This window comes from Rothia sp. ND6WE1A, from assembly GCF_001683935.1.
Taxonomy (GTDB): Bacteria; Actinomycetota; Actinomycetes; order Actinomycetales; family Micrococcaceae; genus Rothia; species Rothia amarae.
In genome coordinates this window covers 1-12,330 of the sequence record NZ_LXTU01000068.1, presented here as the reverse complement: position 1 = coordinate 12,330, position 12,330 = coordinate 1, and the positions used below count along the sequence as shown (strand labels likewise).

General features: G+C 53.6%; 10 protein-coding genes and 1 pseudogene. 5 read left to right on the top strand and 6 right to left on the bottom strand.

The genetic code is table 11. The features are described 5' to 3' along the window. Positions 1-420, bottom strand: a pseudogene (locus A7E48_RS09585) (pyridine nucleotide-disulfide oxidoreductase); the annotation flags it as partial. A gap of 238 nt (positions 421-658) precedes the next feature. Between A7E48_RS09585 and A7E48_RS09580 the strand changes: the two are divergent. After that, entirely contained in the window at positions 659-1,642 is a 984-nt protein-coding gene (locus A7E48_RS09580; RefSeq protein ID WP_068172792.1) for a pyridoxal-phosphate dependent enzyme, read from the top strand. Between the two features lie 46 nt (positions 1,643-1,688). Beyond that, a complete protein-coding gene (locus A7E48_RS10875) occupies positions 1,689-4,397 on the top strand; it encodes an FAD/NAD(P)-binding protein (protein WP_083147349.1) in 2,709 nt (902 codons plus the stop codon). A gap of 24 nt (positions 4,398-4,421) precedes the next feature. On the opposite strand, the gene A7E48_RS09570 is transcribed toward A7E48_RS10875, so the two are convergent. The 3 genes from A7E48_RS09570 to A7E48_RS09560 form a co-directional block, all read right to left on the bottom strand. Beyond that, positions 4,422-5,612 carry an amino acid permease gene (locus A7E48_RS09570; RefSeq protein ID WP_068172791.1) on the bottom strand — a complete coding sequence of 397 codons (1,191 nt, stop codon included), beginning with the start codon at positions 5,610-5,612 and terminating at the stop codon, positions 4,422-4,424. Between the two features lie 37 nt (positions 5,613-5,649). After that, positions 5,650-6,930: a glutathionylspermidine synthase family protein gene (locus tag A7E48_RS09565; protein WP_068172789.1), complete on the bottom strand. Its 1,281-nt coding sequence runs from the start codon at positions 6,928-6,930 to the stop codon at positions 5,650-5,652. A gap of 212 nt (positions 6,931-7,142) precedes the next feature. Beyond that, a complete protein-coding gene (locus A7E48_RS09560) occupies positions 7,143-7,586 on the bottom strand; it encodes a hypothetical protein (RefSeq protein ID WP_068172787.1) in 444 nt (147 codons plus the stop codon). Positions 7,587-7,755: 169 nt separating this feature from the next. Here A7E48_RS09560 and A7E48_RS09555 point away from each other — a divergent pair, with 169 nt between their 5' ends. After that, positions 7,756-8,772, top strand: a complete 1,017-nt coding sequence (locus tag A7E48_RS09555; protein ID WP_068172784.1) for an NADP-dependent oxidoreductase — start codon at positions 7,756-7,758, stop codon at positions 8,770-8,772. Positions 8,773-8,905: 133 nt separating this feature from the next. On the opposite strand, the gene A7E48_RS09550 is transcribed toward A7E48_RS09555, so the two are convergent. Next, positions 8,906-9,247: a hypothetical protein gene (locus tag A7E48_RS09550; RefSeq protein WP_068172781.1), complete on the bottom strand. Its 342-nt coding sequence runs from the start codon at positions 9,245-9,247 to the stop codon at positions 8,906-8,908. After that, a complete protein-coding gene (locus tag A7E48_RS09545) occupies positions 9,247-9,699 on the bottom strand; it encodes a type II toxin-antitoxin system Phd/YefM family antitoxin (RefSeq protein WP_068172779.1) in 453 nt (150 codons plus the stop codon). Before A7E48_RS09545 ends, A7E48_RS09550 begins: the two co-directional genes overlap by 1 nt. Before the next feature lie 197 nt (positions 9,700-9,896). Here A7E48_RS09545 and A7E48_RS09540 point away from each other — a divergent pair, with 197 nt between their 5' ends. Together A7E48_RS09540 and A7E48_RS09535 are read left to right on the top strand one after the other, a co-directional pair. Then, positions 9,897-11,375, top strand: coding sequence for a class I SAM-dependent DNA methyltransferase (locus tag A7E48_RS09540; protein ID WP_068172777.1), 1,479 nt, complete (start codon positions 9,897-9,899; stop codon positions 11,373-11,375). Next, positions 11,368-12,330 (top strand): restriction endonuclease subunit S (locus tag A7E48_RS09535; RefSeq protein ID WP_141669442.1); only part of this gene is annotated, 963 nt, incomplete at its 3' end. The genes A7E48_RS09540 and A7E48_RS09535, both read left to right, overlap by 8 nt.

Sequence of the window (12,330 nt, the reverse complement as noted above, 5' to 3'; positions counted from 1 at the left end):
GGGGTGGGCATCGTACCAGGAGACGAAGTCGGAAGCGCCATAGGAACCGTCCAGGTCTGCACCGGGGATATCCAGGGGTGCGTCCTTGATAGCACCGGTTGCGAAGATAATGGCGTCGTAGTGTTCGCGTAGCTCTTCAAGGGTTACGTCCACGCCGTATTCAACGTTGCCGAAGAAGCGAATATCGCCGCGATCCATAATTTTGTGGAGCGCACCAATGATGCCCTTAATACGCGGGTGGTCAGGGGCAACGCCGTAGCGAATCAGACCGAACGGCGCGGGGTAGCGATCAAAAATGTCGATAGAAACTTCGACGTCGCCGTCCTTGACCTCTTTGGATTTGGTGAGGATATCCGCGGCGTAGACACCGGCGGGGCCAGAGCCGATCACGGCAACGCGCAGGGGGCGTGCTTCAGACACAGTTCTTCCTTTCGCTGCCCGTTCACGCCGATTTTCGTATCGGGCGCGCGGGCGGGTTGGTTTTTGCACTGCCCTCAAGTTTACTCAGCAGTGCTGGGGTTTGCAGGTGGAGATGTCATGTGCAACGAAAAAGGGGAGATTTATGTAACGTATTTCGAAATCAGTAGTTTTATTACACCATCTCACACTCAGCGTCATGCTAAGAAGACTTATTAATATTCGGCGTAAGATTTAGAGTATGGTCTTACCTCTTTATAACGATATTGACGAGGTCACGGGCAACACCCCGCTCGTGCGCCTCCGCCGCTGGGAAGCTAAAAACGGCATCAAAAACACCCGTATTTTCGCCAAATTAGAAAGCTTTAACCCTGGTGGAAGCGCGAAGGACCGCACTGCAGCCGCCTTGGTCAAAGATGCCATAACCACCGGGCGGCTCACCCCGGGAACCGTAGTTATTGAATCCAGCTCAGGCAACCTGGGTATCGCTTTGGCTCGCCAGGCAATTCTGCACGACTTTGAGTTTCATTGTGTGGTGGATCCGCGTACTAACGAAACCACGCTCGCCCTCATCCAGGCATACGGCGGGGTACTGCACCCAGTGAACGAACCGGACCCAAAAACTCACGACTGGCTCACCGCGCGACGTCAAAAAGTTCAGGATCTTTTGGACGAATTTCCCGGTTCTATCAACCTAGATCAGTATTCCAATCCGGCGGCTTTCACGGCACATAGTGAAGGCACGATGGCAGAGATTTTTGAGTCATTAGGTCATGCACCGGCACGCGTATATGTGGCGGTTTCAACCACCGGGACAGTCGGCGGTTGCATTGCCGAAGTCACCCGGCGGGGCGCCCCCACGCAGGTTATCGCGGTCGACGCCGAAGGGTCGGTGCTTTACGGTGGCGCTCGCGGCGAACGTCTCTTGCCCGGTTACGGGGCAGGGGTAGCTACCGACCTCTCCCAGCGACAAACGCCTACCGGAACGCGCCGTATTCCGGCTGACCGTGCGGTAGAGCAAGCCCGCGAGCTGGCACGCACCGAAGCGATTTTGCCCGGTGCCTCCGGCGGTGCAGTGATGGCAGCGGTTCGGGCAGATATTGAGCAGTTTGCCCCCGGCGAGGACGTCGTCGTCATTCTTCACGACGGCGGTACCGCCTACACGGGCACTATCTACAACAATCAGTGGGTAGAGGAGAATCTCTCCCCCGCTGATCCTTCCTAGTCCCGCTCGCCTTTCCAGACATCCCTCAACTAGCAGAAAAGACACCATGACGGACTCAGTTTCAATCGCCATAATAGGTGCCGGCCCGCGCGGATTGTGGGCGGTGGAGGAGCTCAGCCGAGCAAGCCTGCTGCACGATCTCAGTTTCCGCATCACTGTTTTTGATCCTCGACCGCTGGGGTATGGCGCCGCTTACTCTATAGACCAGCCAAACGATTTGGTCATCAACGTACGATCCTCAGCGGTTCGGACTGCCCTGGGTACGCTGGATGATTTTCGGCGCGAAGTTCTGGGTGAAGCAGAGCCACTCAACGAGTTCCCCGCCCGCGCGACCGTCGGGAAATTCCTTCATGTCTCGTGGCAGCATGCTGTAGAGAACCTGCCTTCACGGTGCACGGTAGAGTTTGAACGACGCGCGGTAGAGAATCTGGCGGAGCTAGAGGAATTCGAGCACGTCCTGCTTGCCACCGGTCATGAACCCGCCCTCCACCCTCGGGGAATGCTTGACCCATTCACTGGGCTTTCCGGCGTCGCCGCAGGGGCACAGGTGGGTATTCGAGGCGCAGCACTGACCTCCATTGATGCGATGCTGGCTCTCACTGCCGGGCGCGGCGGGCGTTTTACTGCCAACGGGTATCAGCCAAGCGGTGAGGAGCCGACCCGCATGTACCCCACCTCTCGCTCGGGGCGGTTCATTCAGGTCAAGCCCGAACCTGTCACCGCAGCAGAGGAGGTCATTCTCAAGAAATTTGAGCGGAAAATTCCCCGTATCACTTCAGTAGACGAGCTGAAAAATCTCCTCGTTCAGGCAGCGAACGCCGTATCGGGGCAAGAGTTCACCTGGGATATGCTCGCCCCCTCAAGCAATCCCGCCGACGAATTAGCGCAATCGCTGGCGAACCCTCGCCGTCCCCAACAGTCTGTGGGCTTGGCATGGCGAGAACTCTACCCGGCGATTGTTCGGCGAGTCTCTTTCAGCGACCTTGCCGAGAGTCAAGAATTCTATGAGCTTACCCGTACCCTGGAGCCTTTCGCTTTTGGTCCTCCTACCCAGCAAGTACGCAAAGTTCTTGCTCTGATTGATGCGGGATTGGTGGATTTCTCTTTTCTTGCCTCCACCGAGGGCTGCCCGGCAGATATCTGGGTCGACGCCGTCCTGGCAACACCCGGAGTTTCGCCAGGGACACTCGGGGCGCAGGTGCTCCACAATGTTGCGCCAGAGCAAGCGCCCACCGATTCGCCCGTCACGGTAAAAATCCAGCCCGACGGTATGCTTCCCGGGCAAACCCGTTTCGCCTTTGCCGGGCGCATGAGCGAACCTTTTGTACTGGGCAACGATTCGCTCTCACGAACCCTCCACACCGTTATTCCCCGCTGGGTCCAAACTCTTTGCGCGCTGCACAGGGATTCCACAGCCTACGGACTCCCCCCACTGACCGGCAGATTAGAGCCGTGGACAGAAGACCTCTTCCACCGCCCCGAACAGCTCCAGCACGCCATCGATGAATACGCCAGCCCGCTGAATATTCTCAACTCCGATCCTCTAGTGCGCAACTGCCGCCAGCTCACCCAAGCAGGAGAACGCCACGGCGTAGACGTGCGCGTCTTCTTCGCGCGCAAAGCCAACAAGGCACTCACTTTCGTAGAACGTGTTCGTGATGAAGGGCATGGAGTAGATGTAGCAAGTTACCGCGAACTATCTCAGGTTCTAGCAACCGGTATGCCCGGCGAACGCATCATCCTTTCCGCCGCCATCAAGACCGATCAATTACTGCAGTTAGCAATTGATAATAACGTGACGATTTCCGTTGATACCTGCGCAGAATTTGACCGGATTATCGCGCTTGCCGGTGATAATGGCGTGCGGGTTGCACCCCGCCTAGCGCCAGAGCCCCAGCGTTTTATGCCCTCGCGTTTTGGTGAGCGGTCAGAAGTTTGGCTCGCCTATCTCTCCCAGCCCCACCCACACGTGCGAGTGGCAGGTTTGCATCTGCATTTACATGGTTACAGCGCCCAAGATCGCATTGATGCGCTACACGAGGCAACCGACCTCATCGAAGAATTGCGCGTAGCAGGGCATGCGCCTGAGTTCATCGATATGGGCGGTGGAGTACCCATGAGCTATCTGGATGATGTCGACCAGTGGGATAACTTCAAGCAGGCTTTGCACGCACAAAACCAGGGTGATATCGCCCCCTTTACCTGGAAAGCCGACCCGCTCAAGAACTTTTACCCCTTCCACCAGGGTCCCGTGCGGGAGCAGTGGCTAGAGGAGGTTCTCGGCTCCCCCGCCGGTGCAAAAGTTGGCGAATTAGGCTTGCGTTTGCACGTAGAACCTGGGCGTAGCGTGCTCGACGGGTGCGGTGCGATTATTGCCAAAGTCGCATTCATCAAGGAACGTAGCGACGGGTTACCGCTGGTGGGGCTGGAAATGAACCGTACTCAGTTGCGAACCACCTCAGACGATTATCTCGTGGACCCCGTGCATATCCCTCTGGGAAAGGCGGCGGCAAGCGAACCCTATGAAGGTTTCCTCGTAGGTGCTTACTGCATTGAAGATGAGGTGATTATGCGCCGTCCTATCTTCTTCCCCCAGGGGGTGCAGGTAGGCGACCTGATTGCTTTTCCCAATACCGCCGGGTACTTTATGCACATTCTTGAGTCAGCATCCCATCAAATTCCGCTGGCTAAAAACCTGGTGGCACATGCCGGGGAGCTGACGCTCGATGCTATCGACCGAGGCGACATCAGCTAACGAGTAGTTGCGAGGTAAAAGGGGTTACTTGTGGGTAGCGGGTTTTACTGCCTGGTTCACCAGATAAAGAAGGACGCCCAACACCGCCAACGCGCCCCCAAGCACTGCCACGCCTGACACCGACCCGAAAACGGTATTGCCGTAGGTGGGTGTCAGCATGTAAATACCCGCCGCAAGAGTCACCGCAAGCATGAGGACGAACATGCCCAGCGCACTCTTTGCACCACCGTTACGGTAATGAGCAAAGATTGCTCCGGCATAGTAGAACCCTACAAATATGGAGAGGCAGTCAATGAGGTCATAGAAGAACCCCTCATTGAGGAGTACCAGCATAAGTATGGCAATAGACAGGACGGCGGTGGTGACCTCCGCTTTGAGCCCGTGAGCGAAGAGGTTGGGTAGGTCGTGCTTCTCCGCCATTGCCTCGACGCCACGCACAGTCGGAAGCAGAGTCGATCCCAGCGCCATCACGGCAGAGAGCGAGACGGCGATAACAACCAGCGGGTGGGTTACCACAGCATCGATGCCGTAAAGCGAAATAACCACTGCCACCAGCACGAACGTGATGGTCATGGTGATGATCGCCAGCCGTGAGGCAGTCTTGGGCGCACCGGCGTCGGACTCCTCTGCGAGCGCAAAAGCTGTATCGAACCCCCAGAAAGCAAAAACCGCGATGAGCAACCCTTCAATGATTCCTGCAAAGGTCAGAGCGGGCTGGATAGGTGCTTGGTCAGCAACGAACATCAGCACAATCAGCGCTATACCCGCAGCGATATGCGCAATGAGGGCAAGAATCTGCACCACGCTTGTGACTTTCAAAGAAATGTTGTTGAGCACCTGAGCCAGAGCAATCATTACCGCACCGAGGATGAGCGCCGCCGTCATACTGGATACTCCGAAGAGCGAAAGTAGACCCGTTGCCGCCACATACGCCAACCCACTGGTTGCCACGATGCCGGTGACCGCCAGCGCATAACCATTCAGCCAGGCAAACGCACCGGTATTCCACGAGTACACGGTGCCGCGGTCAGGGCGAACCGCAGTATTACGCTCATAAGCTGTCGATACGTACCAGGAAAGAGCCGCAGCAACCAGGTAAATACCAATCGACCACAGCCCACACATACTCACGATAATCGGCGCCGTCACAATCGCCGAATATGCCGGGGCAGAAGAAGAGAGCGTAATCGGAAACAGGTGCTTAGTGTCGAGCATGGGGTGCTTTCGCTAGAGGTCGGGCTGAGGATGCGGTTTAGTTTTTGATGATGTTGGGGACGAAGCGGCAGTAATAGTCGGTGACAGGACCATCTGATTCGCGGATTCCCACGCCAAACGATTCGCCGTCGACCACCCACGAACCGAGTACAGGATAGTTAGGGCGGCCCTGTTCGTCCTGGAAATTAGGAATCTGCACGTACTCCTGGAAGACGTACCCCTCGCCGCCATAGCGACCAGGCTGCACAATACTTTGGGTAGGGGTATGAATCTCGATGTTGTCGCCTTCGCGACCGTGCAGGGGCTTCTTCACGTACTCGTCCATGAAGCGCGGCGCGTCCACAAAAGTTTTCAGCAAATTCTCGTGGTAGGGGTAAATGTGCCAGAGAGCCGCCGAAAGCATCTTGTTTGAAAGGAACATCTTCCACGCCGGCTCAATCCAGCCCCTAGGCTGCGTATCGCTGAGGGGCTCACCGAATTCTTCGCTGATGAGGTCTTCCCATGGATACAACTTGAAGATGTGGTCAATCGGTTCATCGTGTTCGTCCACAAACCGGTTGGTGTCCCAGTTGAAACCGATTTGAGTCATTTCAATGCGCTGAGCCATCGGGAGCGGGTTGTTGTTGGCATCATAGATTGTCTCGCCGAGAGCATCTCGGGCGGTAAACCCCGCCTGGATGGCGCAATCGCGCAGGTACTCGACAGTCATGACGTCCTCGCCCGAATCGTCCAGCGCCGTATACCCAAAGTGAAGCTTCGGATTAGGGTTCGTATGGACGTCGTAGCGCAGCGAATCACGGTACTTAGCAAAGCGATTCACCAGCGCCTCATGCAAACCATTCCACTGGTCGTACCCGGTTTTACCCCGGTTGATGAACATGTCTTCAAACCAATACCACTGCACGATTGAACCCTCCACCAAACCGGTGGGAGTATCGGCATTGTACTCAAGCATCTTGGCAGGGGTAGAGGAGTCTGAATACACCAAATCAAATCGCCCATACAAATCAGGATCATTACGGTTCAGCGACTCAATAGCGTACTCCAGACCCTCAGGCGAAATACCCATCTGCGCAAACGGCGAACCGGGATTACGCTGCTCAGCCGCCAAAAAACGCGCCGCTTCCAAACTCATACGGTGCAGATTATCGGTGACCTTCTCCAAATGAAGAACTTCCGCCATGCTGAACTGATAAGCGGCGTTCTCGTTCCAATAATGGACGGTACGCCCGTCCTTAACAGCATCGTTATAGACCAAGCCCTGGCGCTTGATGGTCTCCTGCCAACCGTCGCGCGGGATCATCGAAATACGTTCCATGTGGCTCCTTAGAAGAATAGAGGGTTTATGTAGGGCTGTTGCTTTCAGCCGACGTAGCGTCGGCAAGTAACCCTTCTCGCCTGGCTCACGAAAGGCTAGCACTGTCCAATTCGCTTGCCTTTTATATGCTCGCTAGCTCGCATCCGGCAAACTCATCCCAACCAGCTTGCCTCACGCTACGCCAGCTGTCAGAGAATCTGCCGTATAAACCCTTACGAACCGGACCCGCCGCCCTTAGAGCCAAAGCCCCCGCGAGACGTCCCAGACTTGACCGAGGTTTTACCGTTCTTATTTTTTGACACCGAGCCTCCGGCAGTTCCTACCGTGGTAGTCGACCTATCCCGTTTACGCGGATCCTCGCGCGTGGCCTGCTGGTTCGAGGAAATTCTGTCACCCACAGCGGGGATGGTATTAGCGCGATTATTACCCAAAAAGAACGGAAGCCACATCCACCCAAAATTCGAATGCGAATGAGTATGGTCATCGCACTGGTTGTCGTCAACACGCTCCTGAGTATCTTGATTGACGCAAATCTGCGCGTACTCGGCGTCGGTCTCCTGCTCGTCCTCTGAAGAGCAACCAGTCAGTGCCACAGCCAGCGCAGTTACCGCGCCAATAGCCACGGTCTGGGAAGATTTACGGGCGGTAGGACTCATCGGAGCCTTTCTGGAGTGAGGGGAGAGCAGTTCAAACTACTTCGATTGTAGGCGGTGGAAACTGTGAGGGCGCAAGTATTACATGAGAATAGATACGTTCTGCGGGAAGAATATTTGCTTCTGTTATGTTGCATTCTGTAATAAGAACGAAAACCGAAGGAATACAACGATGAAAACCTATCAGGTTCCCCAATACGGCGATATTTCACAGATGCAGTGGAACGAGCACCCCATTCCTGAGCCGGGTGCCCATGAAATCGTGGTTAAAGTAGCGGCGGGCGGTGTAAATCCCGTAGACATCATGATCGCTCACGGTGACTTCAAACTGCTCTTCCCACAGAAAACACCTTTTACTCTGGGCAACGAATTTGCCGGGACCGTCAGCGCGGTTGGCTCGGAAGTCACACGCTTTGCTGTGGGCGACGAAGTTTTCGCACGTCCGCGCAATAAAAATATGGGCACTTTTGCCGAATTTGCGGTAGCGCATGAAGATGACGTTGCGCTCAAGCCGACTAATCTCACGATGGTTGAGGCAGCTTCAATCCCGCTGGTCATGCTGACCGCGATTCAGGCATTCACCGAAAAAACCAAGGTGGGGCCACGGTCTAAAGTCTTCATTCAGGGCGGCACCGGCGGTCTCGGTTCCATCGCGATTCAGGTAGCAAAGCACTTGGGCGCGTTCGTGGCAACCACCGTGAGCACCCCCAACGTGGAACTTGCCAAGGAACTCGGTGCCGACGTCGTCGTAGACTACCGCACCGAAAACTATGAACTGGCACTGAGCGAATACGATGTAGTGCTCGATACCCTAGGCGGTGACGAGACCCTGCGCGCCATGAAAGTTTTGGCACCCGGGGGAACGCTGGTGAGCGTGGTGGGGCCGCCCGATACGTCATTGGCTGAGGCGGCAGGCAAGCCCTGGTTGAAGCCGCTGATGTTTGCAATGAGCCGCAAGCCCCGCGCCGCCGCGAAGAAGCTCAACGTGCAGTACAAATTCCTGCTGATGCACGCCGACGGTGCCAAGCTCGATGAATACCGCCCTGTTCTGGAATCCGGTGAAATTCGCCCGGTCGTCGGATCGGTTTTTGCATTTGAAGATACTGACCAGGCACTAGAACTGGCAGAAGCGGGCAAAATCAAGGGTCAGCCGAAGCCGAAACCCGGCAAGATTGTGGTGGAAATGTAGGACTCTGCCTACTTTCCTGAGCGAGTGACCGGCGTAGCTCGTTTTGACCAGGTATACGTGGTCAAAACGAGCGGAGCCGGTCATTGACTTTAGAAATCTAGGGTGAGGGAGTAATGAGGCAACGCAACTTAATTCATTTGGTCTGATTGGGATGCGAAGTGAAAACTTTCTCTAAATACACCACTTGACCCTCAACAAAGAACCATATTCGAGCATCTCCTTGACGTGTTGGTTTATGTTGCCAGCGCTCATATTTTTTACCCTGGTAGGTCAAGAATCCGAGATCTGCGCGCAGAGGATAGTTGTTCAAGGTCTTTTCAGTAGGCGTTTTCGTCAGAAATTCCCATGTTTCCACTAGAGGACCGCGGATAGTCGCTTTGAGGTCAAGCCATCCTTTTCGCGCTTGCGTGGTGGCGAACCGTAGCTCGTATTCATTTTTCCGTAGGGGTCGTTCCACCTTCAGCTGTTTTGCCATTATGGATAATCCACACTGAGAGGTTCGTCAAGCCAAGCTACATCAATATTATGTAGACCTGCCGCTCTTGCCGTAGCTGTTTCAAACCAACTGGTTACTTCAATGAGGAGCATGGTTGGTTGGTTGGTGGAGAAGGACGCACGGGCGGAGTCGATAAGAGAGTCAGCGCATTCTTCACGTGCCTCGGGAGTTAGCGCCAGCATCCAGGGAAAGACATCGCTCATTCGTTCAGCGAGGGTACCTGTATCGAAAGTGGTTGCAGCAATTATTTGAGCGGCTAGTTCAAACATTTTGCGATGCTCAGTGGCTTCCCGCTCGCTCATAAGCACCAAGTTTTCACCATCTCTGCGAGTAACTACTATCGGCGCTTCTTCAGCAGCAGCAAAAACAGACTTAGAATTTCGACTAAGTTCGGAGGATTGAACACGGCGATCAGCGGTTTGAGTAGTCATAGTTTCATCTTATTCAGAATGTGTTCTGAATTCAAGAATTCTCTGCAACTGTAACTTCTGGAAGTTACAGTTGCAGCTCACAGTTAGTCTGATTCACCGGCCTTCAATACTCGCAATATAACGCCATATTCAAGCAATCTGGTGAATCTCCGCACGTGAGAAAGCGGCCACACTCCCCCTCCCGATATAATCAGCCCATGATTACTGGTGACATCAAGAATAAGATTGACCGCATTTGGGATGCCTTCTGGTCCGGCGGCATTTCTAACCCTATGGAGGTTATCGAGCAGATTACCTACCTGCTTTTCATCCGCCGTCTTGATGACATTCAGAGAGAAAAAGAGCAGGACGCCGAGTTCTTGGGTGAGCCGGTCAAGAACCCTATTTTCACTGCGGACGAGCAGCATCTGCGCTGGCAGAACTTCAAAGATGAGGCGCCGGGCAACATGTTTGAGCTGGTCTCTAACGAGGTCTTCCCTTTTATGCGCTCGCACGCCAGCCGTGTAGGTGGTGCTGAGTCTACGCACGCTTTTCATATGCGCGATGCTCGCTTCACAATTCCTTCGGCGCAGCTGCTGACTAAGGTGGTGGATCAGCTCAGCGATATCCCCATGGAGAATGCCGATACAAACGGTGATTTGTACGAGTACTTGCTTTCGAAGATTGCTTCGGCGGGTGTGAATGGCCAGTTCCGCACGCCGCGCCACATTATTGAGTTGATGGTGCGCATGATGGACCCTAAGGGTTCGGATATTATCTGCGATCCGGCTTGCGGTACCGCTGGTTTCTTGGTGTCTTCTGCTGAGTATTTGCTCAAGGAGAAGCCGGAGATTTTTGCTGATTCTACGGTGGAGCGGCATTTCCATGACGGCATGTTCCACGGTTTTGATTTCGATTCGACCATGTTGCGTATTGGTTCGATGAACATGCTTCTTCACGGTATTGAGAACCCGGAGATTGAGTATCGCGATTCGTTGAGCGAGGGCGCTTCGGGCGATGCGGAGAAGTATTCGTTGATTTTGGCGAATCCGCCGTTTGCGGGGTCTTTGGATTATGATCAGACGTCGCAGGAGCTTCTGCGCACGGTGAAGACCAAGAAGACTGAGCTGCTCTTTTTGGCTTTGTTCTTGAAACTGCTGAAACCCGGTGGACGCGCGGCGGTGATTGTGCCGGACGGCGTTTTGTTTGGTTCGTCGAAGGCGCATAAGGATTTGCGCAAGGCGATTGTTGAAGAGCAGAAGCTGGATGCTGTGGTGAAGTTGCCCAGCGGTGTGTTTAAGCCGTATGCGGGTGTGTCTACGGCGATTTTGTTCTTTACGAAAACTAATTCAGGCGGCACTGATGAGGTGTGGTTTTATGACGTGCGCGCCGATGGTTTCAGTTTGGACGATAAGCGTAACCCAGTTGAAGCGAATGACCTGCCTGATGTTTTAAAACGATGGAAAGAGCGTGCTGGTGCGGAGCGGGAGCGAGGACGCACGGAGCAGTCCTTCACCGTTCCTGTTGAGGAGATGCGGGAGCAGGGTTATGACCTCTCTTTGAACCGCTATAAGGAGATTGAGTTTGAAGAGGTGGAGTACCGCTCCCCCGAAGAAATCATTGCCGAGCTGGAGCAGACTCAGAAGGAAATCGGCGAGCACATCGAGCAGTTGAAGAAGGTGATGGGGGTTGAGTGAGACTAGAACGGTGAAGCTTGGGGATGTTTGTGAACAGGTAGAGAAAGTAAATCCCAGTAATGAATTTACCAACTCCTTTATTTATATAGATCTCAGCGCTGTAGACAATCAAAAAAAGATTATTACCGGTTCAAAAGAGATTTCTGTCAATGAAGCTCCAAGTCGTGCACGGCAACTTCTCAAATCTGGAGATGTACTTGTTTCAACCGTGCGACCAAACCTGAATGCAGTAGCTATAGTCCCCACCGAATTAGATAACGCTATAGGGTCTACGGGCTTCTCAGTGCTCCGAGCAGACACCCAGAAAATCAGAAATGACTATCTGTTCGCTTGGGTAAATAACCCACAGTTGGTTCAAGAAATGGTCAAGCTTGCTACTGGCGCCAGTTACCCCGCAGTTTCTGATCGAATTGTAAAAGAATCATTAATTCCCCTCCCGTCTCTAGCTGAACAACAACGAATTGCGGATAAGTTCAGATTAGAACGCCTCATCGAGCAGAAACGTGCCCGCCAGCGCGAGCTTCTGAGTGAGCTCGAAAAATCTGTCTTCATTGAAATATTTGGCAATCCATTTACTAACCCTAAAGAATTACCACTTATAAGATTAGAAGAATTTGGCACTCTTAATCGAGGGGTCTCCAAACACCGTCCACGAAATGCACCCGAACTTCTGGGTGGAAAATACCCTCTAATTCAAACCGGAGATATCGCAAACTCTGACGGTCTTATCAGAAACTACAGTTCCACCTATTCGGAATTTGGTTTATCACAAAGTAAAATTTGGCCAGTGGGCACTCTTTGTATCACTATCGCTGCTAATATAGCAAAAACTGGGATATTAACATTTGAAGCATGCTTTCCCGATAGCATCGTTGGATTTTCCGCCAGCCCTGAACGTGTTAAATATATTCAGATACTCTTTAAATTTTTACAACAAGAAATTGAAGTATTTGCA